Genomic DNA, 23312 nt, shown 5'->3' on the forward strand with positions numbered 1-23312 from the left:
GCGCCGCCCGGACGGGCAGGGGCCGACCGGGTCCTTCTCCGGGGCCGTCCGGGCCGCACCGGACCCGACCGGCCCCGTGGCTCCGGGGGGGGAGGGGCCGTCCGTCCCCCTCCCTGGACTGTGCGGCCCCGGGCCGGACCGTCGCATGTGCGGGACGCTGGGATCGGAGCCCTGCGCCGACCGAAGGCCCGTCCAGCGAGCGGAGCCGTGCCGGACGGGGCGAGGAGGTCGGCTGATGCGTGGGCGACTGGCACGGTACGGAACGGACGCGCTGCTGTTGGCGGTGACCACGGCGGCGCTCGTCGTCGGCGGGATCGCCTGGCTGGCGGGCGCGCCCGAGGTGGCGGATCTGTGCTGGGCGGCCGGGACCGTGGCGGCGGTGGCGCCCTCGGTGATCTGGATCCTGCGCGCCCTGCACCAGGGACACGCGGGCGTCGACGTGATCGCCGTCCTGGCCCTGGGCGGCACGCTCGCCGTGCGCGAGTACCTGGCCGGCGCCCTGATCGCGGTGATGCTCGCGACCGGCCGGGCGCTGGAGGCGGCGGCGCGGCGGCGGGCCTCCCGCGATCTGAGCGCGCTGGTGCGGCACGCCCCGCGATCGGCGCGCCGCCGCATCGGGGCCGAGGTGCGCACGGTCGCACTGGCCGAAGTCGCGGTGGACGATCTGCTGGTGGTCGGACCCGGCGAGGTCGTCCCCGTCAACGGGCGGGTCGTCGACCGCTTGGCCGTCCTGGACGAGTCGGTGCTCACCGGTGAGTCCCTGCCCGTCGAGCACGGCCGGGGAGAACTGGTGCGCAGCGGGGCCGTCAACGCGGGTACCGCCTTCGAACTGCGGGCCACCGCCACCGAGGAGGACAGCGCCTACGCCGAGATCGTCCGGCTCGCCCGGCAGGCCGGTGCCGAGACCGCCCCCGTGGTGCGGCTAGCCGACCGGTACGCCGCCTGGTTCGTGCCGCTGAGCCTGGTCGTGGCGGGTCTGGCCTGGCTGATCGGGGGGTCGGCGACGTCCGCGGTCGCGGTGCTGGTGGTCGCCACGCCCTGTCCGTTGCTGCTCGCCGCCCCGGTGGCGATCGTCTCGGGACTCTCGCGGGCGGCCCGTCGGGGAGTCGTCGTCCGTGACGGCGGTGCCCTGGAGAGCCTCGGCCGTGCGCGCACCCTGGTTCTGGACAAGACGGGCACGCTCACAGCGGGGCGCCCCCGTGTCGTGGACGTCGCCGCGGCCCCGGGCGGCGAACCGGCGGAGGTGCTGCGCCGGGCCGCCTCCCTCGACCGGTTCTCCCCGCACGTCCTCGCCCAGGCCCTCGTGGACGAGGCACATCGGCGCGGACTGGAACTGTCCATGCCCGCGGACGTCCACGAGGAACCGGGGCGCGGCGCCACCGGCTCCGTGGACGGTCGTGCCCTCTTCGTGGGCCGGATGCCCGTCGGGCAGGAGACCGCCGCATGGGTCCGCGCGGTCGACAACCGGTCCGTGCTCGACGGGGCGACCGTGGTCTGGGTGACGGTGGACGGTGCGGTGGCCGGTGCCGTCCTGCTGCGTGATCCCCTGCGCCGGGACGCTCCGAGGACGCTGCGGCGGCTGCGGGCGGCCGGCATCGGGCGCCTGACGATGCTCACCGGCGACCGCTCGGAACCCGCCCACGAGGTCGCCACCGTCCTCGGGCTCGACGACGTGCGGACCGGGCAGTCCCCCGCCGACAAGGTCGCCGCGGTCCGGGCCGAACGCGCCCACGCCGTCACCGTGATGGTCGGCGACGGCGTCAACGACGCTCCGGCGCTGGCCGCCGCCGACGTCGGGGTCGCCATGGGGGCGCGCGGCTCCAGCGCGTCCTCCGAGGCGGCCGACATCGTGCTCACCACGGATCGGGTGGACCGGCTCGCCGACGCCATGGGCATCGCCGTACGTGCCCGTCGCATCGCCGTGCAGAGCGCGCTGGGCGGCATGGTCATGTCGCTGGCCGCGATGGTGGCGGCGGCCTTCGGGTTGCTGCCTCCGGCCGCCGGTGCCCTCCTCCAGGAGGGCATCGACGTCGTCGTCATCCTCAACGCGCTGCGCGCGCTGCTCCCGGCCCGCGACGGCGCCCAGGTGCTCACGCCCACCGCGGAGGAGCTGGTGCACCGGTTCGCGGCCGAGCACGACGACCTCCGGGAGGTGGTCGAGGCTGTCCGGGCGGCGGCGGACCGGCTGTCGCAGGCCCCGCAGGGCCAGGCGCGGGAATCCGTCGAGCAGGTGCACCGGCTGCTGACCGAGCGGCTGCTGCCGCACGAGCACGCCGAGGAGCACCAGCTCTACCCCGCGCTCGCCGACTCGCTGGGAGGCCCGGAGGCGACGGCCACGATGAGCAGGGCCCACGCCGAGATCGACCGTCTCGCCGACCGCATCGCCACGCACCTCACGCTCACCGACGCGGACGGCGGGCTCCGCCCGGAGAACCTCGACGACCTCCGGGCCTGCCTGTACGGGCTGTACGGCGTCCTGCGGTTGCACTTCGACCAGGAGGAGGAGAACTACTTCTCGCTGGCGCCGTGAGGGACCTGGCCGCAGCGCGGAAGAGGCGACACACACGGTACGGCGGGCGGCCCGCCGCCCGCCGTACCGCCCGCTACCCCTTCCAGGTCAGAGCCTCTCCCCCTGGGGCGCCCCCAGCAGCTCCTTCGCGATCCGGCCCGCCCACGCCTCGATCGCGGGAAAGTCCCGGAAGTCGCCCCCCTTGCCGGACTCCACGATGCGGTGGGCGATGAAGCCCTTCGCGCCCTTCTCCAGGCAGCCGCCGAAGGTGATGTGCTCCCTGGCGTCGAACCGGATCATGGCCCTGCGGACACCGGGCACGGGCGGGATGTCCCGCTCGGAGGCGGAGGCGTCGAGGGGCCCGCTGCTGAACAGCCACAGCGGGCGGGCGGGCAGTTCGCGGCGGTGCCGGCGCAGGAAGCGGCGGGCGTTCTTCTGCCAGCGGCCGGCGTAGACCCCGCCGCCGACCACGACGGCGTCGTACGGCAGCAGGGTGACGACGGATTCGGCGGGCCGCGCCTCGGCCGTCAGCCCCTCCTTGTTCAGGGTCTCGGCGATGGTCTCGGCGATCCGGGCGGTGGATCCGTTGGTCGTCCCGTAGGCGACCAGGACTTTGGCGTTCATGACGTTGAGCCTCCCTCTCACGGCCCTGCGCGCCAGCCCGCCCTCGCGGACCGCGCGTCACGGCCTGCGGTTCACAGCCTGCGCAGCCAGGGGTCCGCGACGCCGTGCAGTGCCTGTTCGGCGGGTTCGATTCGTGCGTCGTCCAGCCGCCAGGTGAGTTTGTCGACGACGCCGACCACCCCGTCGACCTGGCGGGTCATCGAGACGGCGATCTCCGTCTCGCTCTTGCGTTCCATCTGGCCGGAGAGGGTGACGACGCCCTGGTCCACGGTCACGTCGACGCTGTGCGGGGCCAGCCACAGGCTGCGCACCACCACCTCCCGGGTCACGGTGGAGCGGATCTCCTCGTCGGGCCGCAGGAAGACCTGGAGCAGGTCGCGCCGGGTGACGATGCCGACGAGGCGTTCCTCCTCGTCCACGACGGGCAGCCGCTCCACGCGGTGCTGGGCCATGGTCCGGGCCGCCTCGACGACGGTGTCCTCCGCGTGCACGGTGATCGGCGGCTCGGTCATCAGCCGGCCCGCGGTACGGGCCTCGGCCTTGGCGGCCTGCCGTCGTGCCCTGCGGGTCAGCGCGCCGAAGGGGTGGCGCCTGCGCGGCTCGTAGGGGTCGGGGGCCTCGGCCTGCCTGGCCATCAGATCGGTCTCGGAGATGACCCCGATGACCTTGTCGTCGTCGTCGATCACCGGAAGTCCGCTGATCCGGTGGTCGGCGAGCAGTCGGGCGACCTCCTTGAACGGGGTGTCGTACTCGGCACGGACGACGTCGGTCGTCATCACGGAGCCGACCTTGTCATGCTTCATGGCTCTTCCCTCCTCAGCGAAGGCGCCGCAAATAGGGATCATGGGGCCTGCGGGGCAGCAGGCGCACGCGCGCGTCGAGCACGGAGACTCCGGCCGATGTCGCGAGAACGGGGTTGAAGTCGGCCTCGGCGAGCTGCGGCAGGTCGGCCGCCATCCGGGACAGCCCCAGCAGCAGCCGCTCCAGGCGTTCGAGGTCGACCGGTCCGCTGCCGCGCGCGCCGAACAGCAGCGGGGCGCAGCGCGGTGCGGTGATCAGGTCGTGGACGTCGTGGTCGGTGAGCGGGGCGAGCCGGGCGGCGTGGTCGCCGAGCACCTCGGTGGCGGTGCCGCCGAGTCCGAACAGCACGAGCGGGCCGAAGACCTCGTCCTGGACGACGCCCGCGAAGAGTTCGGTGCCGCGTGGGGCGAGCGGCTGGACGACCACGCCGGCCAGCAGGTCACCGAAGCGGGTCTCGAAGTCACGGAAGGCGGCGCGGACCTGCGAGTCGCCCTGCAGGTCGAGGTGGACCGCGCGCTGTTCGCTCTTGTGTACGAGACCCGGCCAGTGGGCCTTCATGACCACCCGGCCGTCGGGACCGCGCAGCCGGTCGGCGGCGAGGACGGCGGCGTCCTCGGTCTCGGCCCAGGCCCACGGGATCTGCGGGATGCCGTAGCAGGACATCAGGTCGGCGCAGGTCCGCGGGTCGAGCCAGCCGCCGTCCGGGTGGACGGACAGGAACGTGTCGACGATGTCGTGGGCGCGGCTCGTGTCGATGCCGTCCAGGTGCGGCACGGTTCCGGCCGGGCGGGCCAGCCAGGCGGCGCGGTGGGCTGCGTGGGTCAGGGCCCGTGCCGCGGCCTGGGGTTCGGCGTAGGAGGGGACGGTGCCGCCGCCGGTGGCGGGCAACAGCCTGACCGGCAGGTCCTGTTCGAGTCGTACCGCGACGACCGGTTTCGGCCTGGGGCCGGGGGCGTCGGTGAGGGCCCTGATGAGGTCGTCGCCGGTCGCCGCGGCGACGGCCGTGGGGACGAGGGCCAGCAGCACGGCGTCGACCCCGCCGTGCCGCAGCACCCGTTCCACGGCGTCCCCCAGCTGTTCCTCCGTGACGGCGGCGGTGGCGTCCACGGGGTTGCCGACGGAGGCGCCGCCGGGCAGCAGGGTGAGCAGGTCGTCGACGAGTTCGGGGGTGAACGTCGGGAGGAGCAGTCCGGCCTCCACACAGGCGTCGGCGGCCAGGACGCCCGCGCCTCCGGCGTTGGTGAGGATGGCGACGCGGAATCCCTTCGGCAAGGGCTGGGAGTGCAGGAGGGCGGCGGTTTCGAGGAGTTCGCCGACCGAGCCGGTGGCGGTGACACCGGCCTGGGTGAACAGGGCCCGGCGGGTCATGGTCGGGGTGGCGGCGGCGGCCGTGTGCGAGGCGGCGGCCCGCCGCCCTGCCTCGGTGCGGCCCGCGTCGACGGTGAGCACCGGCATACGGCGGGTCACCCGGCGCGCGGTGCGCGAGAACGCCCTGGGGTTGCCGAAGGACTCCAGGTGGAGCAGGGCGAGGTCGGTGCGGCCGTCGCTCTCCCACCACTGCAGCATGTCGTTGCCGCTGACGTCGTACTTGTCGCCGAGCGAGGCGAAGGACGACACTCCGATGCCGAGCCGGGAGAGCCCGTCGAGCAGGGCGATGCCCACCCCGCCGGACTGCACCGCGACACCGGCGGTGCCGGGGCTCGGATGACCGGCGGCGAAGGTCGCGTCGAGGCGGACGGCGGGGTCGGTGTGGGAGATGCCCAGGCAGTTGGGGCCGACGAGGCGCATACCGTGTGCGCGGCAGGCCTCCCGCAGAGCGCGCGCCTGGTCACGGTCCAGGCCCGCCGTCACCACCAGCAGGGCCCGTACGCCGGCCTTGCCGCATTCCTCGGCCGTGGCGGGGACCGCGGCGGCGGGTACGGCGACGACCGCGAGGTCGGGGGTCTGGGGCAGTGCGGCGACGGACGGGTGGCAGGGCACGCCGAGGAGGGACGCCGCGGCGGGGTTCACCGCGAACAGCCGTCCGGTGAATCCACCGGTGCGCAGGTGGTGCAGGACGGCGCGACCGACGGACCCCGGCTTGCGGCCCGCGCCGATCACGGCGACGGTGCGGGGGCGCAGCAGCGGTTCCAGGCTGGCGACGTCGGCGGCCCTGCCGCGGGCCTCGACGGCCGTGAGGTAGGTGTCGTCCTCGGTCAGGGTGATGGTGCAGCGCACCTCGGGGCCGTCGAAGCTGCGGGACATGCTCAGCCCGAGGTCGGAGAAGAGCCGGAGCACCTCGCTGTTCTCGCTGAGCGCGTCGGCGGTGAAGGTGGTGACTCCCTCCGCGCGGGCGGCCGAGACGAGATGCTCGATCAGCAGGGTGCCGACGCCCCGGTGGTGCAGTCCGTCGGCTACCGCGATGGAGATCTCGGCCGTGCCGGCGTCCTCGCCGGCTTCGTACTCGGCGAGGCCGATCACCTGGCCGGCGCGCTCCGCCAGGAGCGCCCGGTATCCCGGACGTGGTGGGGCACAGGCCCGGTCCGCCGCCAGCTTGGCCGAACGCCGGCTCGCCGCGAAGAACCGCAGCCGCAGATTCTCCGAGGACATCTCCTCGTAGAGTCCCTGGAGCTGATCGTGATCGCCTCGCTCCACGGCCCGGATGCGAACGGTCGTTCCGTCCGCGAGCAGGGCGTGGACAGGGGGGCGGCTGAGCAGGTCGTCCGTCATGGCAGGTCTCCTCCGGGCCGGTGACACTTCGAGCATCCAGCGGATCGGAAGGAGATCCCATGGGCTGTCCGGGGGCGGGACGGGGGCCGGTCGGCCCTAACCGGGCGACCCCAGCGGCCCCGGGCGAGCGACGTCGGCGCGGGTCACCCCACCTGGTCGTAGCGGCCCAGGAGCCGGAACCTCCCGTCCTCGACCTGGTACAGGAAGCTCGTGTTCTCGGGCTCCAGGCTGTGGGTGAGGTCCTGGGTGAAACGGATGGGTTTGGCCACACCCTCGTAGGTGAGTTTGAAGATGCGTTCGGCGACCTGTCCGGGGGTGATGCCGACACCGGCGCCATGGGCCTCCAGGGCCGCGGTGATCAGCCCCACCGCGTCGTGGGCTTCCGCGGCCCAGCGGGCGGGAGGCACGCCGTAGCGGGCGCGGTGCGCGGCGGTGAACGCTCTGGCGGCCTTGGTGTCCGACGACTGCGGTTCGCTGTAGGGAGCCTCGAACACCCAGCCCTCGGCCGCCTCGCCCGCGGTCTTCGTGAAGGCCGGGCGCATGACGGGTTCGTAGCTCACGCGGGGGCCGGTGAATCCCGCCGAGGCGAGGGCGCGGGCGCAGGCCGCGGCGCGGGTCGGCGAGGTGCCGGCGTAGACGACGGCCTCGGGGTGAGTGGCCAGCGCGGCGGCGACGGCCGGGCCGAAGTCCTCCGTACCGGACGCCACCGGGTGAACCGTGGCGCTGCCGTCGCTGGGCGGGGACTCGCGCAGGTTGCGGGCGGTCTCGGCCATCCCGGGCGCGGCCTGGTCATGGACCACGGCGGTGCGCCCGACCCCGCGTACCCGAGTCAGGTAGGAGAGCACGGGCAGGTTCCGGAAGCTGGATGGAACCACGGTCGCACAGCGGGTGCGGGTCTCGGCCGAGGACGGCCCCACTGCGCTGGAGTCGGCCGAGACGAGCAGGACAGGCGTGTACGCCTTCCCATACAGGGGGACCGCGACGCGGGCGGCGGCGACGGTGGTGGGGCCGATCACCGCGCACAGCGACCGCTGGGCGAGCAGTGTGCGGACCCCTTCCTTCGCCCGCCCCGCCTCGCCCCGGTCGTCGTACGAGGTCAGGGCGAGCCGGAAGCGGGTGTCCGCACGGGCGTTGTACGCGGCCACGGCCAGTCGGGCGCCGCGCTCCTGCGCCAGCCCGGCCTCCTTGTGCTCACCCGTCAGGGCTGCCTGGAAGCCGATGACATGGACGGGCAGGCCCTGCGCCGAGCCGCCCTGCGCGGTGTCCTGACGGTTCGTCAGCACGAGCGCGGTGCCGGACGCGGCGAGCGCCGCGCCGACCGATCCGCCGATCGCGAGGAGCCGGCGCCGGGAGGGGGCGCGGCCCTCTTCCACCAGGGTGGGCTCCAGCGGGGCCGCGGGGCCGCTCTGCCGGGGCGGCGGGTCCAGGGCGCGGGTGGAGCGGTCGGCGACCATGCGGAGCACGGCGGAGGGGAGCCAGTCGGCAGTGGAGTCAGGGGCGGGGGTGAACTCATGTGCGGGGGCTGTGTGTTGACGGAGGGCGTCCTGTTGATCGGGCCCGGTCGCGGTCCTCGGACGGGTATCCCGCAGGGAGCACGCGAGTCCGGCCGCCGTGGGCCGGGACGCGGGGTCCTTGGCCAGGCAGCCGGTGATCGCCGTGCGCAGGGGAAGCGGCAGCCGATCGAGACCGGGCACGTCGGGTTCCTCGTGCACGGTGCGGTACAGGACGGCGGCCGGGTCGCCGAGGCCGAAGGGCCGCTGCCCGGTGAGCGCGTACGCCAGCACACAGCCCAGCGCGAACAGGTCGCTCGCCGGGGCCGCCGCGCCACCGCTCCGGGCCTGCTCGGGGGCCAGGTAGCCGGGGGTGCCGACGATCGCGTCGGGTTCGGTCAGCGCCGTGCCGCCCGGCGACCGGGCGATGCCGAAGTCGATCAGGCGGGGGCCGTCGAGGGCGAGCAGGACGTTGCCCGGCTTGACGTCCCGGTGCACCAGACCGGCGGCGTGCACCTCGGCCAGTGCCTCCGCGAGCCGGGCGCCGAGCGTGGTGACGACGGCCGGCGGCAGCGGGCCGTGGCCGTCCACGGCCTCGGCGAGGGAGGGCCCCGGCACGAACGCGGTGGCGAGCCAGGGCTCGCGTGCCTCGGCGTCGGCGTCGGTGACGTTCACCAGCCAGCGGCAAGTGAAGGTCCTGGCCAGCCGTGCCTCCCGCCGGAACCGTTCCCGGAAGGCCTGTTCGGCGGCGTACTCGGCGCGGATGACTTTCACGGCGGCCAAGGTCCCGTCGGCGGTTCGGGCCAGGTAGACCACGCCCATGCCGCCCGCGCCGAGCCGGGCCAGCAGCCGGTGCCCGCCCAGTTCGCCGGGGTCGTGCGCGCGCAGCGCCCGCATCAGTCCGGGTCCTCCGGTCCCACGAACCTCCGGGACGCCGCCCGGCCTCTCCGCTTCCAGCGCATCGGATCAGGTTCCGGTGACGTCCATGGCGCCCACGTAGGCGAACTGCCCGTTCTGGACGCGGTACCGGTGGAGCACCTGCCGCTTCATCCGCTTCCGGTCGTCGAAGGCGTAGGTCGCGGCCACGCCGGTGAACCGGGCCGTGGTGAGGGCCCGGGTGACCCGTTCGTGGGTGGGCCGGTTTCCGCCCTTCGGGGCGAGGGCGGTGAGCCGGTCGGCGAGCAGGCGCGTCACGTCGTACGCCTCGGCCGCCCACGGGCCCGGCGCACCGCCGTAGCGCTTGCGGTAGGCGGTGGCGAAGGCGTTGACGGGCGCGGCGTCGGGTCCGATGTACGACGTCAGCACCTGCCAGCCCTCGGCCGCCCGGCCTGCCCCGGAGAGGAAGGCGTCGGTGGCGGAGGCGGCGTCGAGGTAGCGGGGCCCGGTGAAGTTCCGCTCCGCGAGGGCGCGGGCGACAGCGGCGGCGCGATCGGGGGTGCCCAGGTAGTAGAAGCCGTCGACCCCACGGCCGAGCATGTCGATGGTGACAGGTGCCAGGTCACCGGCGCTCGCCAGGGCGGGCACCACACGCAGATGCAAATCGAGTCGGCCCTGTGCCTGGAAGCCGACGACGAGCATGGACTCCATCCCGGCCAGCCTGCCCGCCCTGTCGCCCAGCAGGCCCAGCTTTCCCACACCGTCCGCGCCGAGAGCGGTGACGGTGGCGAGGGCGCCGTACGCGGACAGCGTCGCGGCCTGGAAGTACGAGCGCGGGGCGTCGCCGGCGATGGCCGATTCCGCGGCGCTGGTGGACAGTTCCGACACCGTCACCAGCGGCATCCCGGCGCCGTCGTAGACCTCCAGCGCGGCCTGTGTCGAGGAGTAGCCGGTGGGGCCGAGCACCGCGAGGACATCGGCGGAGCCGGTCAGCCGCCGGGCCGCCCGGAGCGCGCGGGCCGGCTCCCCCCGGTCGTCCTCGGTCCTCAGGGCGAGCGTGAACGGTCTGCCCTCGCGGGCGTTGAACCGCTCCACCGCCAGCCGCGCACCTCGCTCCTGCGCCCGTCCGGCCTTCCGCAGCGGGCCCGTCAGATCCGCGTGGAGGCCGATGGCCCAGGGGCTGCCGGTGGTGGTGGCCCCCGAGGTGCCCTCGTCGTCGCGCAGCGCCGCCCACAGCGCGGCGCCCCCGCCCGCCAGGAGCAGCGCCGCGCCGCCGCCGAGGGCGAGGACCCGGCGACGGCTGCGGCCGAGCGGCTCCCGCGAGACCTCGGTGGGCTCGATGCCCGGCAGGGCGAGCATCCGCGCCGACCGGTCGGCGATCATCCGCACCACGGGGTCGGGCAGCCAGTCGACGGTGCCGACGGGGGCGTCCTCCACCAGTTCCGTGTCCACCTCCGGGGCCGTGGGCCGCTGTTCCGGCTCCTTCGCCAGACAGCGGACGAGCAGCGCCCGCAGGTCGGCGTCCGCGACGCCGTCCAGCTCGGGCTCGTCGTGGACGGTGCGGTACAGCAAGCCGTCGACAGTGCCGGTGCCGAAGGGCGGGCGTCCGGTGGCCGCGTACGCGAGCACGCAGCCCAGCGAGAAGACATCGCTCGCCGCGCCCACCCGCCGCGCCCGGGCCTGCTCGGGAGAGAGGAATCCGGGGGTGCCGACCACCATGCCGTCCGAGGTCAGCTCGGTCTCGTCGGCCGCCGTCGGGCGGGCGATGCCGAAGTCGATCAGGCGGGGGCCGTCGAGGGCGAGCAGGACGTTGCCCGGCTTGACGTCCCGGTGCACCAGGCGCGCCTCGTGCACGGCGGCCAGGGCGCTCGCCAGCACCTTGCCCAGCACCCGTACCGCACGGTCCGGCAGGGGACCGCAGGCCGCGACCGCCTCCTCCAGGGAGGGGCCGGGCACGAACGCGGTGGCCAGCCAGGGCGCGGCCGCCTCCGTGTCGGCGCCCACCACCCGTACCACCCAGGGGCTGTCCACCTGCCCGGCGGAGGACGCCTCGCGGCGGAAGCGGGCCCGGAAATCGGCCTGGTCGGCGTACTCGGGCTGGATCACCTTCACTGCGGCCAGGTCGCCGGTCCCGGTGCGGGCCAGGTACACCACGCCCATACCGCCGGCTCCCAGACGGCCCAGCAGGCGGTTGCCGCCGAGGCGGGAGGGGTCGGTGGGAAGCAGCCGCTCCATCACTCGCCGCCCTTCTTGTCCTCGACGCCGGGACTGCCGGAAGGGGTGGCCGGGTCAGGTGAGGACGAACCGGCCCCGGTGGGGCTTCCGATCGCGTCCTGCACCCGCAGCAGCATCCTCACCGCCACATCCACCCCGTCTATCGCACCCTCCCGCGCCCCGCACACGGACGTGGAGACCACGACCGGCCCGAAGACGGACTGCGTCCAGTCGTAGTCGTAGGGGCCGCCCCGCGTGTCGCTGACGCAGGTGCCCGTCTCCGTCAGCGAGTCGTCGCTGGTCATGTTGGCGTTCTCACCCCAGGCGACGGCGATGGAGGACAGACCGGTCAGCCGCTCGCCCGGCCGGAGCGTCTGCTCACGGCAGGTGACGGCCTCCTCCAGCATCCCGGCCTGTTCCCAGGCCGCGTCCAGCGCCGTCCGGTGCACCGTGACGGTCGTCGACAGCCAGGCCGGCTCCTCGGCGCCCTTCACGGGTACCTCGAAGTGGCGGGTGAGTGTGGCCAGTACGTCCTTCGGCAGCCCCTGCCGCCGCCAGGCGCAGTCCTCGCCCAGCACGGCCCAGGTGTTCGGGTCGCTCTCGTACGGCGTCGCCGGTACCGCCCCCGCCCCCAGATACTCCGGATCGACGATCACCTTCCGGACCAGCGCCCGCGCCTCGGCCGCGGTGCGCGGCTGCTTCGCCGGGTCCGCCTGTTCTGTCGGCGAAACCGCGGGGAGGGCGTCGGCGTCGGGGAGCGCACCTGTGCTCTCGTCCGTGGCCTTCCCGCTCCCGGTGGCGTCCGGGCTGGACTCCCCCTTGGTCCCGCCGCCCGGAGCGCTGCCGCCGTCCGTGCAGCCGGCCAGCAGCATCGCGCACATCAGCACGCTCGCGCGGACCAGCCGCTTTCTCGCATACGTCACGATCCCTCCCCTCGTGGTGTCCTCGCCTCAGCGAATCCGTGCTTCGCCGCCGTGCGCACCACCGGCCGCCACCACCCGTACCGACGCCACGCCGGTACCGACGGTTTCCACCAACGCCCTTTTCTCTCAACATAGTTGAGAGAACCCGCGTGCATCAGGGGCAGACGGTGATCGCTTGGGCATCCGTGGCGCCGCGCGGGACTGTCCGGATGCCCGCGGCACGGATGATCCGGATGTTCCGAGGCGGTTCTGCCAGTCGTTCTCAGTCCGGCAGGGCGAGCGTGCGGGACTCCCCCGGCGCGACCGAGACGGTGCGGTCACCGAGGGCCACGGTGATGGGGTCGCGGTCGGAGTCGGGCACGGCGATGTGCAGCTGTCCGGACCGCAGCCGCAGCTGCACGCCCCAGTGGCCCCGGTAGCGGATGGAGAACCCGTACTCGGACAGCTCCGGGATCGGCACTGGGGTGAGCCTCAGCGTGTCGCCGCGCGTCTCCAGTCCGGTCAGACCGCGCTGCACGAGGTCGAGCGTGCCCGCCATGGCGCCGAGGTGGATGCCCTCGCCGGTGGTGCCGCCCTGCAGGTCGGCGATGTCGCCGGCGAGCGCCTCCTGGACGAAGGTCCATGCCTCCGAGCGGCGGGCCCTGGCGAGTACCCAGCCGTGCACGAGCGCGCTGAGTGTGGAGCCGTGCGACGTACGGGCCAGGTAGTAGTCCACCGTGCGCCGCCAGGTCTCGTCGTCCAGCCGGTACCCGAGCCGGTCGAAGAGCGCGCGCAGTTCGGCGGGTGAGAAGAGATGGCCGAGCATCAGCGCGTCGGCCTGCTTGGACGCCTTGTACCGGTTGACGGTGTCGCCCTCGGCCTCCAGGATCCGGTCCAGTCGGCGGATGTCGCCGTACTTCGCCATGTACGCCGCCCAGTCGAGTTCGGCCAGCTCGCCGTACCCCTCGAACTGGCTGATCACACCGGCGTGGAACGGCACGTGGAGGGAGCGGGAGACGTCCTCCCACAGTTCGAGTTCGCCGCCGTCGAAGCCGGTGCGGTCGGCGAGCTCCAGGCGGCGCGGCCAGGGGAGCGTCTCCAGCAGCTCGCAGGCGCGGGCGAGGACCCAGGCAGCGGTGACATTGGTGTACGTGTTGTCGTCGAGTCCCGGCCGGTCGGCCCCGGGGTAGGCCTCGTGGTATTCGTCGGGCCCGACGACACCGCGGACGCGGTAGCGGCCGAGGCCCTCGTCCCAGGTGGCCGCGTTCGCCCAGAAACGGGCGATCTGGAGCAGCATCTCGGCACCCTTGGTGTGCAGGAACTCGGTGTCGCCGCTGGCTTCGTAGTACCGCCACACGTTGTAGGCGATGGCCGATCCCACATGGTGCTGCAGGTGCGAGTGGTCGGGAAGCCAGCGCCCCGAACGCGGGTTGAGGTGCAGTCGCTGGGTCTCCTCACGGCCGTCGCTCGCGCTCTGCCAGGGGTACATGGCCCCGGTCCGCCCGATGTCCCTGGCCGCGGTCAGGGCCCGCGCCAGGCGGCGGTGACGGTAGGTCAGCAGTGCCCGGGAGACCTCGGGGAAGTGCAGGTTCAGATAGGGCAGGACGAACAGTTCGTCCCAGAAGACGTGTCCGCGGTAGGCCTCGCCGTGCAGTCCGCGCGCGGGGACGCCGACGTCGAGGTCGGCGGTGTGCGGGGAGAGTGTCTGCAGGACGTGGAACAGATGCAGCCGGAGGATGTGACCCGCCTTCCCGGGCACCTCCAGATCGGCACGCCGCCACAGCAGGTCCCACGCGGTGAGGTGGGACTCCAGCAGCTCGTCGAAGCCGGGGGCGTGGCCGACCCGGTCGACGGCCGCCTGGAGCGGGTCGTCGATCGCCGGGTCGCGGGAGGTGAACAGGGAGACGGTCTTGTCCACGGTGACGGTGCGGCCGGGCGCCAGTGCGAGGCGGAACCGCTGGAGGGCCCGCCGCCCCGCGTGCCGGGCCTCGGACGGCTCCCCGCTCGCGCTGACGGTCCGTGCCGCCATGCCGACACGGATGTCGGAGGCGCTGGTGCGGCAGCGCAGCCACACCGTGTCGGCGTCCGCCGAGTCGGAGTGGACGTGCACGAGGTGCCTGGTCTCCAGGTCCCGGTAGCGCGCCACTCCGGCGTTGCGCACCCGGCCGTCCAGGGCGGCCTCCACCTCCAGTTCCCCCGAGAAGTCCTCGGCGGTGAACTCCGTGCGCAGCGCGGCGAGATGTGGGTCCCCCATGTGCACCAGCCGCAGCTGTCGTACCCGCAGACGGCGTCCGGCGCCGTCCTCGTACGTGGAGCGGCGCTCCAGGAGGCCGGTCCACAGGTCCAGGCCCAGGCTGTGGTCGAGCAGCCGGTGGCGGTCCGGGGTCAGCCAGTCGCCGCCGGTGAGACGGAAGCGCAGCGGCAGCCAGTTGGGCAGGTTGACCATGTCCTCGTTCTCGACGTGGTGGCCCGCCACCTCGGAGGTGAGCCGGTCGTAGCAGCCGGCCGCGTAGGTGCCCGGGTAGTGCACGGAGTCGGCGCCGCACTCGGGCAGTGCGCCGCGGGTGGCGAAGTAGCCGTTGCCGAGGGTGCACAGCGCCTCGCGCAGGCCCTCCTGCCCCGGGTCGTAGCCCTGGTACTCCCAGATCCAGTCACGCATCCGGTCCTCCGGCACGTCGGGCTCCGCGTGGCCCGCTTCGCGGCGGGGCCGCGCGGAGCCCGTGGGCGTCCCATCGTTCTGTCGAGCCTAGGCCCGCCGGCCCCGGTTCGACGCGGGTACGGCGGCGGACGGGGGACAGTGCTTGCTCATGCCTCCCGTGTGTCCCACGTCGTCGGTCGTCAGTCGTCGGCGACCAGTGCGGTCAGGTCGAGGAGGCGGTTGGTGTAGCCCCACTCGTTGTCGTACCAGCCGAAGACCTTGGCGAGGGTGCCGTTGACCTGGGTGAGGGCCGGGTCGAAGACGCAGGACGACGGGTCCCCGATCACGTCGCGGGAGACGATGGGCGCCTTCGACACGCGCAGGACGCCGTGGAGCGGCCCGTCGGCGGCCGTCGTGAACGCGGCGTTGACCTCCTCGGCCGTGGCCTCGCGCTCCAGCACGACGGCCAGGTCGGTCAGGGAGCCGTCCTCCACGGGCACCCGGACCGCGATCCCGTCCAGGGCGCCGGCCAGCTCCGGTACCACCAGTCCGACGGCGCGGGCGGCGCCCGTGCTGGTCGGGATGATGCTCAGTGCCGCCGAGCGTGCGCGGCGCAGGTCCTTGTGCGGGCCGATCCGGTCGCGGTGGCGGTCGTAGGTGCCGTCGTTGACGCCCATGACGATGGTGGCGTCCACGCCCTTGCCGGGAGCGGACAGCAGCACGGTGTGCGCTCCTGCCTTCAGGTGCAGGGCGGCGGACTCACGGTCGCGGAAGCGGCCGGTGGACTCCACGACGATGTCGGCGCCGTGGTCGGCCCAGCGCAGGGCGGCCGGGTCGCGTTCGGCGGTGACCGTGATGCGCCGGCCGTCGACGGTGATCGAGCTGTCGTCGTGGCTCACCTCGCGTCCCATGCGTCCGAACGTCGAGTCGTACTCCAGCAGGTGCGCGAGCGTGGCCGGCGAGGTGATGTCGTTGATCGCGACCACCTCGACGTCCTGGGTGCCGGCCTCGGCGCGGGCGAGGGCGGCGCGCAGGTAGGTGCGACCGATACGGCCGAAGCCGTTGACGCCGACGCGAACGGTCATGGCGGTGTGCTCCTCATGGGGTCGGCCGAGTGCGGGCGGGTCGGGCGGGGACGACGGTCTCCCCGGCCCCCTCGCCGGGGAGGCCGTCTCCCCGGCCTCGTGGCCGGACTCCCCGACTGCAGCGTCGTGGTGGCGGGCCCCTGGGGAGCAGGGGCCGCAGGTCCCGCGTCGGGGCCGACCGGCCCATGGAGCCCTGCCCGGCACAGGCGGAGAGTGGGTGGGAGGCAACTGGAGAGACACGAGTGTTTTCAGGAGGCGAGGGCCATGCGGCACCGGTTGGTGAGCGACCTCATGACCGTGTCGGTCGTCCGGGTGCACCCCGACACCGGGTTCAAGGAGATCGCCAAGCTGCTCGCCGAGTACGACATCACGGCCGTACCGGTGGTGGACGACGACGACCGTCCCGTGGGCGTCGTCTCCGAAGCGGACCTGTTGCGCAAGGAGGCCGCACAACTGGATCCGGCCGGTCTGCTGCCGGTGCTGCACCCGAAGCCGGCCAGCCGCGCGAAGGCTGAGGCGGCGACGGCCGCGGGGCTGATGAGCACTCCGGCCGTGACCGCCCGACCGCAGTGGACGGTGGTGGAGGCCGCCCAGGTCATGGAGCGCCACCGGGTCAAGCGGCTGCCGGTCGTCGACGAGGCGGGCCGGCTGGTCGGGATGATCAGCAGGGCGGACCTGCTCCGCGTGTTCCTGCGGGGCGACCGCGCCATCCGCGAGGAGATCAACGGAGACGTACTCCTGCGCACCCTGGGCATCGCGCCCGACGCGATCCTCGTACGAGTGGTCGACGGACGGGTCACCCTCCGTGGCACCGTCGAGCGCAGGTCCCTCGTCCCGGTCGTGGTGCGGCTGTGCGGCGGTGTGGACGGAGTCGTCGACGTCTCCGCCGACCTGGAGCACCGCATCGACGACTCCGACACATCGGCGGGCTCGGATCCGGGCACGTCGCGCCGGTCCCAGCTGGCGAGCTGAGCGATCCCGCCGGCGTCCTCGCCAGGAGGGGCCGGTTCGCCCGGGGGCCGGGGCCGAACGGCCCTACCGCGGCACTGGCGGTCACCGTTCCATGGAGGCCGCTCGTGCCGAATGCCGTCAGCACGCACACCCACCCGCGCGGAAGACCACTATGCCGATCAGCAAACCCAACGGAGCCGCCAAGCCCCGGAGGTCAGTCGACCTCGACAGCCACGAGGCACTGCGGCTGCTCGGCAGTGTGTCCTTCGGACGGATCGTCTTCACCCGGCACGCGCTGCCGACCGTCCGTCCCGTCAACCATGTCCTGGACGACGGCGACATCGTCATCCGCACCCATGAGGGCACGGCACTGACCGCGCGGGCCCAGGAGGCGGGCGACCTGGGCGTCGTGGTGGCGTACGAGGCCGACGCCATCGATCCGGAGACGCACCTGGGCTGGAGCGTGGTCGTCACCGGCTACGCGCGCCCGGTCACCGATCCCGAGGAGCTGGCCCGCTACCAGGCGATGCTGCGGCCCTGGGCGAGCGGAACCATGGACCACGCGGTCCGTATCCGCCCGGATCTGGTCACCGGCATCCGCCTCACGGCCGTCGAGGCCGACGCCTGAGACGACCATGTACCGGTTGCGGTTCCAACCGGTTCATGGTCGTCTCAGGCGTCAGGTCGGCGCAAGGCCGGATCGGCTCAGGGGTGCGGGACGACGGCCACGGGGCAGCCGGCGTGGTGCAGCACCGCGTGGGTGACCGGACCGACGTGCGGACCGATCCCGAGAGGGGTGTCCCGGATCCGGCGTCCCACGACGACCAGGCCGGCCCCGGTCGCGGCCTGTACGAGCGCGGTGGCGGCCCGTTCCCGCACGACGCTCTCCACGACGGGAACCCCGGGGAACTTGTCGCACCAGGGGCGCAGTGTCGCCACGACGGCACGCTCCCGCGCCGCGAGCAGCTCGGGTGCCGGTGTCGGTGTGGAGGTGTCGTCCACCGTGTGGGCCGCGGGAACCCGGTACGCGTGGAGCACGCGGAGCCCGGCGTCACGCCGCGCGGCGGCGGCGAAGGCGAACTCGACGAGTTCGTCGCAGGGACGCGAGGTGTCCAGCCCGAGGACCACGTCCCGGTAGGGGGTCTGCGGTATCTCCTCGGGCGAGATGCCGTCCGGGGCCGGGAGATGTTCGTCGGCGAGGGCCTGCCGGGCCCGGACGAGCACCACGGGACTGGGCGACCTGGCGACCAGACGCTGTGAGACCGAGCCGACGACGAACCCCGTGACCGCGCCCAGTCCTCGGGAGCCGAGCACCAGCAGTTCCGCCTTGCCGGCCTCCTCCAGCAACGTGTCCACCGGGGAGTCCGCGACGAGCCGGTCGACGAGCCGCAGCCCGGGGTGTGCGGACCGCACGCTGACGACCGCCCGGTCCAGCGTCTGTTCGGCCCAGCGGCGCTCACTGACGTCGGCCGGAACGGAGGCGGGCGGACGGGGGTGCCACGCCCAGGTGTGCACGAGCCTCAACTCGGCGCCCCGGCGCCGGGCTTCCCTGGCCGCCCAGTGGGCCGCGGCGAGGCTCTCGGTCGATTCGTCGACTCCGACGGTCACGTGTCGCTGCATGGTGCGCGCCTCCTGCGCTCGGACCCGGCTGCTCCTGTGTGCAGCCTCGTGGAGGACTGTCGCGCGCGCAGGGGGCCGCACAGTCCTTTCGCCGGGCCCTTCGGCCCCAACTGCCGCGCGGAGGCGACGGACCCGGGCCGACCGGCGGGGGACGGGACCGTACGGCCCATGCCGCGCCCGGCGTGGGGCCACCACACTGGGCAGGGTCCGCCTCCAAGGCCCACCGGCTCCGCGTACGCGGGGCGGGGAGGAGTTTCTGATGTGGTCCGAGACCCTCGACGCCCGGACGCTGGAGACACTGATCTCGGCGGCCGTGGCCGCGCCCTCCATCCACAACACCCAGCCCTGGCGTTTCCGGCTCGATCCGGACACGGTGACGCTGGAGATCCGCGCCGTGGCGGATCGCGGCCTGCGCCACATCGACCCCACGGGCCGCGCCCTGCACCTCTCCGTCGGATGCGCCGTCCTCAACCTCAGGGTGGCGGTGGCCCACTTCGGCCGGGAGCCGGTGACCCGGCTGCTGCCCCGGCCCGACGAGCCGGACCTGCTCGCCACCGTACGGTTCGGCGGCCCGGTGCGGACCACGCCGTTTCCCGGGTTGTTCGAGGCGCTGTGGCGCCGGCACAGCAGCCGGTTCCCCTTCTCCGACGTGCCCGTGCCCACCGCGGTGGCGGCGGAACTGGCCGAGGCCGCCCACAGCGAGGGGGCCCTGCTCAGGCGTCCCGGGCCGCGCGCCACGGACCGTCTGCTGCGGCTCACCCGTGACGCCGAACACCGCAACACCACCGACGCCGACAGGGCCGCGGAGAGCCGTCGTTGGGTGCACGAACCCACCGCGGGGTCGCTGGGCATGCCGCCGGCGACGGTGGGTCCGCAGGACTTCCGCGAGCGGGTCCCCCTGCGGGACTTCGGCGCCCACCGGCACCCCTCCGCACTGGCCAGCCGGCCCTTCGAGACGCGGCCGTCGATCAACGTGCTGTTCACCGCGCACGACCGCAGGGCCGACTGGCTGCGTGCCGGACAGGCCCTGGAACGCGTCCTGCTGGTGGCCACCGCCCGCGGGCTGCGGGCCTCCCTGCTGCACCAGGCCCTGGAATGGCCGGACCTGCGCGAGCGGCTCGTCCCGCCGGAGGAGGACCACCGCGCCCATGCCCAGATGGTGATCCGCCTGGGCTACGGGCCGGAAGGCCCCGCCTCACCGCGGCGGTCGGCGGGGCAGGCACTGGACGAGAGCGTGCTGCCCCTGTCCCGGTGAGCCGGGCCCGATACTCCCGTCGGGCAGGCCGCACGGGTCGAGGGTCGTCAGGGTCGTCGCAGCGTCGATCGCGCTCCGCGGACGGCCAGTTCGGCCAGGAGCACGGTGGACGCGGTGAGCGCGCACCCGGCCCACTCGGCCGCGGTCAGGGGCACGGTGCCGAAGACGGCGAGGACCTGGACTGCGAGCACGCCGGCCAGGCAGAGCCAGAGCGCGCGGTTGCGGAACTGATGGCGGCCCAGGAGCGGACCGTCGTCCGCGCGGGCGGCGAGCGCGTTGAACAGCTGGAACAGTACGAACGTGGTGAACGCCACGGTCAGGGCGGTGCCCGTGCCGACACGGGGACGGGCCAGGGCCAGCAGGGTCACCGTGCCGACGGCCATCACCGCACCGGCCCGCCCGACGGCGAGGAGGCGGCGGAGGTCCAGGATCCGCTCGCCCGGGTCGCGCGGCGGGTGTCGCATGACGTCGTCGCGCGCGGGGTCGACGGCCAGGGCCATCGCCGGGGCCGGTGACATCGGTACGTCCACCCGTCACTCCTTCCCCGAGCGGACGACGGCGACGGGGCAGTGCGCGTGGTGCAGCACGGCCTGGCTCACCGACCCCAGACGCAGCCCGACGAAGCCTCCCCTGCCGCGTGCCCCGACCACGAGGAGCTGAGCCTCGGCGCTCGCCTCGATCAGCGATGCCCGTACCCGTCCCCTGACCAGCCGCCGGTGCACGGTCACCTCCGGGTGCCTCTCGCGCATCCCCGACAGCGACTCGGCGCACACGCGCTCCTCCTCGTCGCGGAGCCGGTCCTCGTCGTACGTCACGAAGGGCGGGTCGGCGGCACCGTCGTAGACCCGTTCCGTCCGGGTGTTCCACACGTGCAGGGCGACCAGGTCCGTGCCGCGCATCGAGGCCTCGGCGAAGGCGAACTCGACGGCGCCCTCGGCCGCCGGGGAGCCGTCGACGGCCAGCAGCACGGGACCCTCCGGATGCGGCGTGCCGCGCACCACCATGACCGGGCAGTCGGCGTGGGCGGCCAGGTGCGCGGAGGTCGAGCCGAGCAGCAGGGCAGCGAAGGCACCCAGTCCCCGGCTGCCCACCACCACCAGCGCCGCGGTGCGCGACTCGATCTCCAACACCATGATCGGTTCGCCCGCGACGACCTCACGGCTGATCTCCACCCCGGGCGCCACGGTACGGGCCCGTCGCTCGGCCTCCGCCATGGTCCCGTCCACCATCTCGCGCAGGCCGGCCCCGGCCGGATTCCAGGGCGGCGCACCGGGCGGCACATGGGCGCCCGGCCATCCGAAGGCATGGACCAGCCGCAGGCCGACTCCGCGCGCACCGGCCTCGCGCGCGGCGGTCTCCACGGCGGCCAGGCCGGACGGCGAGCCGTCCACTCCGACGACGACGGGAGCACTCATCGCGGCTCTCCTCTCTCCCGGCCCGGTCCGGGGCGCGGACGCGCACACCGGCCGGAGCGCCGGGTCAGACGGACGGTGGAGGACAGCGCTGTGCGGCCGGACCGCGTGGCCCGGCTGCCCCGCGCCGTTCCTTCGTACCTCAGCCTCTCCCCGCCGACCCCATCCCGCACTGGGCCGGACGGCCCCGGGGTACGTCCCGTCCGGCCCTCGCCCCGCCGCTTCCCCGCGAACACACTGAGTGACGACTTCAGCGGGGCGGACCGATGTCGCGGTGGCCGCGGCGACGCCCGCAGGTCACCCCGGAGGTGCGCCATGGCCGGCCCCCGTCATCGTCGGGCTCGACGGCTCCCCCGCCGGCGTCACGGCCGCCTGGTGGGCCGCGCGCGAGGCGACGCTGCGGCGGTTGCCGGTCGTACTGCTCCACTCGTGGACCACCCAGCCGCTGGACGTGCGGACGGTCCCGCAGGAGGCCCGCAGCAAGGAGCGGTACGGCCGCGAGATCCTGCACCGGACCGCGGCCGAACTGCTGCACCGTTACGGCGATCTGGAGCTCGGCACGGATCTCGTGTCGGCCCCGGCCGCGCGGGAACTCGTGGAGCGCGGCACGGACGCCTCCCTGCTCGTGCTCGGCACCCGTGGTCACGGCTCCGTGGAAGGTTTCCTGCTGGGCTCCGTCAGCCTGCACGCGCTGGGACTCGCGCGCTGCCCGGCCGTGGCCGTACGGCCCGGTGACCCGGCCGTCGAGAACGGCTGGGCGCACCCGGCGGCCGCGGACCGGGACGAGGTCGTGGTCGGCGTGCGGGAGCCGGGGCCCGCAGCCGACCCTCTGCTGGAGTTCGCCTTCGCCGAGGCCTCGTCCGGCGGAACGCCCGTACGTGTGCTGCGGGTTGTGCCCAGGGCCACGCTGTGGCCCGCCCGCACGCACCGCACACCGCGGCGCACGGCGACTCGGTGGCCGGGGCGCGGGAACAGGCCCGCCTGGCCGCCGCGGTGGCGCCCTGGCGGCGGAAGTTCCCCGAGGTCTCCGTCACCGAGGAGGTCGTCACCGGCCGCCCTTCCCAGGTGCTGACGACCGCGGGGCACGGCCGGCTCCTGGTCGTGGGACGCCGGCACCCGGGCCACCTCACCTGGCGGCTCGGTCCGGTCGCGCACGCGGCGCTGCACCATGTGCCGGCCCCGGTCGCGGTCGTCCCGCACGACTGAGGTCCGCGGCCGACAGCGCGTCCGTCCCTGTCGGCGGCCGTCGCGTCCGCCGGGAAGTCCACACCTGTCGAGGGGATGCCATGAACGCCGTGCTCGAATGCGCCCATCTGGTCCGCCGGTTCGGGGACCGCACGGCCGTCGACGACGTCGGCCTGCGGATCGCGCCCGGCGAGACGTACGGTCTGCTCGGGCCGAACGGCGCGGGCAAGACCACCACGATCAGGATGGTCTGCGGACTGCTGCGGCCCGATGCCGGAACCGTGCGGGTGGCCGGCCGGCCGATGACGACGGCCGCGGGACCGGCAAAGCGGCTCATCGGTTTCGTCCCGCAGGACGTGGCGCTGTACCCAGACCTCAGCGTCCGTGAGAATCTCCGCTTCTTCGGCCGACTGTACGGTCTGCGGCGCGGGCTGCTGGACCGGCGGGTGGACAGGGTCCTCGACCTCGTGGAACTGGGCGACCGGGCCGGCGACCGCGTCGACTCGCTGTCCGGCGGCATGCGCCGACGGCTCAACATCGGCGCCGGTCTGGTGCACGCGCCGACGCTCCTGGTGCTGGACGAGCCGACGGTCGGGGTCGACCCGCAGTCTCGCCACGCGATCCTCGAGAGCGTCCACCGTTTCGGCGAGGAGGGCATGGCCGTCCTCTACACCACGCACTACATGGAGGAGGCGGAACGGCTCTGCGACCGCGTCGGCGTCATCGACCGGGGCCGCCTGGTCGCCGAGGGCACACCGCGCGAACTGGTGGCACTGGTGGCCGAGCGCGACCGAGTGCGGCTGACGGCCGTCGGGGACCTGGCCGGGTACACGAACGCCTGCCGCCGGCTCTCCCGCGTCGAGGGCGCGGCACGCCGCGGTGACGTGCTCGAACTGGTCGTCAAGGACGCTCGCAGCCTGCTCCCGCAACTCCTCGACCTCGCCCACGACCTGGCCGTCGACATCCGCGGCGTGGAGATCGACGAACCGGACCTGGAGGCGGTGTTCCTCCATCTCACGGGCACCGCGCTGAGGGAGTGAG

General features: G+C 74.0%; 18 protein-coding genes. 7 read left to right on the forward strand and 11 right to left on the reverse strand.

All coding sequences use genetic code 11. The features are described from left to right. The first annotated feature begins 235 nt into the window (after nt 1–235). Nucleotides 236–2530 (forward strand): heavy metal translocating P-type ATPase, encoded by a 2295-nt coding sequence (locus P8T65_RS02830; protein ID WP_316723816.1) that lies wholly within the window; start codon nt 236–238, stop codon nt 2528–2530. A gap of 87 nt (nt 2531–2617) precedes the next feature. Here P8T65_RS02830 and P8T65_RS02835 read toward each other — a convergent pair whose 3' ends face one another. The 8 genes from P8T65_RS02835 to P8T65_RS02870 form a co-directional block, all read right to left on the reverse strand. Then, nucleotides 2618–3133 carry a flavodoxin domain-containing protein gene (locus tag P8T65_RS02835; protein ID WP_316723817.1) on the reverse strand — a complete coding sequence of 172 codons (516 nt, stop codon included), beginning with the start codon at nt 3131–3133 and terminating at the stop codon, nt 2618–2620. A 71-nt stretch (nt 3134–3204) separates the two neighbouring features. After that, on the reverse strand, nt 3205–3936 hold the full coding sequence (locus P8T65_RS02840) for a CBS domain-containing protein (RefSeq protein WP_316723818.1): 732 nt from the start codon (nt 3934–3936) through the stop codon (nt 3205–3207). A gap of 13 nt (nt 3937–3949) precedes the next feature. Then, nucleotides 3950–6643 (reverse strand): GNAT family N-acetyltransferase, encoded by a 2694-nt coding sequence (locus tag P8T65_RS02845; RefSeq protein ID WP_316723819.1) that lies wholly within the window; start codon nt 6641–6643, stop codon nt 3950–3952. Nucleotides 6644–6786: 143 nt separating this feature from the next. After that, nucleotides 6787–9030, reverse strand: a complete 2244-nt coding sequence (locus P8T65_RS02850) for a bifunctional serine/threonine-protein kinase/ABC transporter substrate-binding protein (protein WP_316723820.1) — start codon at nt 9028–9030, stop codon at nt 6787–6789. Between the two features lie 69 nt (nt 9031–9099). Then, on the reverse strand, nt 9100–11244 hold the full coding sequence (locus tag P8T65_RS02855) for a bifunctional serine/threonine-protein kinase/ABC transporter substrate-binding protein (protein ID WP_316723821.1): 2145 nt from the start codon (nt 11242–11244) through the stop codon (nt 9100–9102). Further along, nucleotides 11244–12146 carry a hypothetical protein gene (locus P8T65_RS02860; RefSeq protein WP_316723822.1) on the reverse strand — a complete coding sequence of 301 codons (903 nt, stop codon included), beginning with the start codon at nt 12144–12146 and terminating at the stop codon, nt 11244–11246. Before P8T65_RS02860 ends, P8T65_RS02855 begins: the two co-directional genes overlap by 1 nt. Nucleotides 12147–12408: 262 nt before the next feature. Beyond that, on the reverse strand, nt 12409–14784 hold the full coding sequence (locus P8T65_RS02865) for a glycosyl hydrolase family 65 protein (RefSeq protein ID WP_316723823.1): 2376 nt from the start codon (nt 14782–14784) through the stop codon (nt 12409–12411). A 179-nt stretch (nt 14785–14963) separates the two neighbouring features. Then, nucleotides 14964–15848, reverse strand: a complete 885-nt coding sequence (locus P8T65_RS02870; RefSeq protein WP_316723824.1) for a type I glyceraldehyde-3-phosphate dehydrogenase — start codon at nt 15846–15848, stop codon at nt 14964–14966. Between the two features lie 264 nt (nt 15849–16112). On the opposite strand from P8T65_RS02870, the gene P8T65_RS02875 reads away from it, so the two are divergent. Continuing rightward, nucleotides 16113–16820: a CBS domain-containing protein gene (locus P8T65_RS02875; protein ID WP_316723825.1), complete on the forward strand. Its 708-nt coding sequence runs from the start codon at nt 16113–16115 to the stop codon at nt 16818–16820. A gap of 151 nt (nt 16821–16971) precedes the next feature. Beyond that, on the forward strand, nt 16972–17427 hold the full coding sequence (locus tag P8T65_RS02880; protein WP_316723826.1) for a pyridoxamine 5'-phosphate oxidase family protein: 456 nt from the start codon (nt 16972–16974) through the stop codon (nt 17425–17427). 77 nt (nt 17428–17504) lie between these two features. Here P8T65_RS02880 and P8T65_RS02885 read toward each other — a convergent pair whose 3' ends face one another. Further along, the gene (locus P8T65_RS02885) at nt 17505–18419 is read right to left on the reverse strand and encodes a universal stress protein (RefSeq protein WP_316723827.1); all 915 of its coding nucleotides are present in this window, start codon (nt 18417–18419) and stop codon (nt 17505–17507) included. Nucleotides 18420–18678: 259 nt separating this feature from the next. Between P8T65_RS02885 and P8T65_RS02890 the strand changes: the two genes are divergently transcribed. Continuing rightward, entirely contained in the window at nt 18679–19674 is a 996-nt protein-coding gene (locus P8T65_RS02890) for an Acg family FMN-binding oxidoreductase (protein ID WP_316723828.1), read from the forward strand. A 47-nt stretch (nt 19675–19721) separates the two neighbouring features. Here P8T65_RS02890 and P8T65_RS02895 read toward each other — a convergent pair whose 3' ends face one another. After that, nucleotides 19722–20204: a cation-translocating P-type ATPase C-terminal domain-containing protein gene (locus P8T65_RS02895; protein WP_316723829.1), complete on the reverse strand. Its 483-nt coding sequence runs from the start codon at nt 20202–20204 to the stop codon at nt 19722–19724. 3 nt (nt 20205–20207) lie between these two features. Beyond that, nucleotides 20208–21089, reverse strand: coding sequence for a universal stress protein (locus P8T65_RS02900; protein ID WP_316723830.1), 882 nt, complete (start codon nt 21087–21089; stop codon nt 20208–20210). 238 nt (nt 21090–21327) lie between these two features. On the opposite strand from P8T65_RS02900, the gene P8T65_RS02905 reads away from it, so the two are divergent. The 3 genes from P8T65_RS02905 (at nt 21328) to P8T65_RS02915 (ending at nt 23311) form a co-directional block, all read left to right on the forward strand. Beyond that, on the forward strand, nt 21328–22158 hold the full coding sequence (locus tag P8T65_RS02905; protein ID WP_316723831.1) for a universal stress protein: 831 nt from the start codon (nt 21328–21330) through the stop codon (nt 22156–22158). Next, a complete protein-coding gene (locus tag P8T65_RS02910) occupies nt 22080–22292 on the forward strand; it encodes a universal stress protein (protein WP_316723832.1) in 213 nt (70 codons plus the stop codon). The genes P8T65_RS02905 and P8T65_RS02910 overlap by 79 nt, the downstream gene beginning before the upstream one ends. A gap of 80 nt (nt 22293–22372) precedes the next feature. Beyond that, nucleotides 22373–23311 (forward strand): ABC transporter ATP-binding protein, encoded by a 939-nt coding sequence (locus tag P8T65_RS02915; protein ID WP_316723833.1) that lies wholly within the window; start codon nt 22373–22375, stop codon nt 23309–23311. The last annotated feature ends 1 nt before the right edge of the window (nt 23312 follow it).

It is taken from the genome of Streptomyces sp. 11x1, from assembly GCF_032598905.1.
GTDB lineage: Bacteria > Actinomycetota > Actinomycetes > Streptomycetales > Streptomycetaceae > Streptomyces.

What these genes read in the sequence shown, in the direction of transcription:
- P8T65_RS02835 (WP_316723817.1), bottom strand. Translation starts at nt 3,133, where the DNA reads ATGAACGCCAAAGTCCTGGTCGCCTACGGGACGACCAACGGATCCACC.
- P8T65_RS02875 (WP_316723825.1), top strand. Translation starts at nt 16,113, where the DNA reads ATGCGGCACCGGTTGGTGAGCGACCTCATGACCGTGTCGGTCGTCCGG.
- P8T65_RS02880 (WP_316723826.1), top strand. Translation starts at nt 16,972, where the DNA reads ATGCCGATCAGCAAACCCAACGGAGCCGCCAAGCCCCGGAGGTCAGTC.
- P8T65_RS02840 (WP_316723818.1), bottom strand. Translation starts at nt 3,936, where the DNA reads ATGAAGCATGACAAGGTCGGCTCCGTGATGACGACCGACGTCGTCCGT.
- P8T65_RS02870 (WP_316723824.1), bottom strand. Translation starts at nt 15,848, where the DNA reads ATGACCGTTCGCGTCGGCGTCAACGGCTTCGGCCGTATCGGTCGCACC.
- P8T65_RS02850 (WP_316723820.1), bottom strand. Translation starts at nt 9,030, where the DNA reads ATGCGGGCGCTGCGCGCGCACGACCCCGGCGAACTGGGCGGGCACCGG.
- P8T65_RS02890 (WP_316723828.1), top strand. Translation starts at nt 18,679, where the DNA reads ATGTGGTCCGAGACCCTCGACGCCCGGACGCTGGAGACACTGATCTCG.
- P8T65_RS02845 (WP_316723819.1), bottom strand. Translation starts at nt 6,643, where the DNA reads ATGACGGACGACCTGCTCAGCCGCCCCCCTGTCCACGCCCTGCTCGCG.
- P8T65_RS02900 (WP_316723830.1), bottom strand. Translation starts at nt 21,089, where the DNA reads ATGAGTGCTCCCGTCGTCGTCGGAGTGGACGGCTCGCCGTCCGGCCTG.
- P8T65_RS02915 (WP_316723833.1), top strand. Translation starts at nt 22,373, where the DNA reads ATGAACGCCGTGCTCGAATGCGCCCATCTGGTCCGCCGGTTCGGGGAC.
- P8T65_RS02830 (WP_316723816.1), top strand. Translation starts at nt 236, where the DNA reads ATGCGTGGGCGACTGGCACGGTACGGAACGGACGCGCTGCTGTTGGCG.
- P8T65_RS02885 (WP_316723827.1), bottom strand. Translation starts at nt 18,419, where the DNA reads ATGCAGCGACACGTGACCGTCGGAGTCGACGAATCGACCGAGAGCCTC.
- P8T65_RS02855 (WP_316723821.1), bottom strand. Translation starts at nt 11,244, where the DNA reads ATGGAGCGGCTGCTTCCCACCGACCCCTCCCGCCTCGGCGGCAACCGC.
- P8T65_RS02865 (WP_316723823.1), bottom strand. Translation starts at nt 14,784, where the DNA reads ATGCGTGACTGGATCTGGGAGTACCAGGGCTACGACCCGGGGCAGGAG.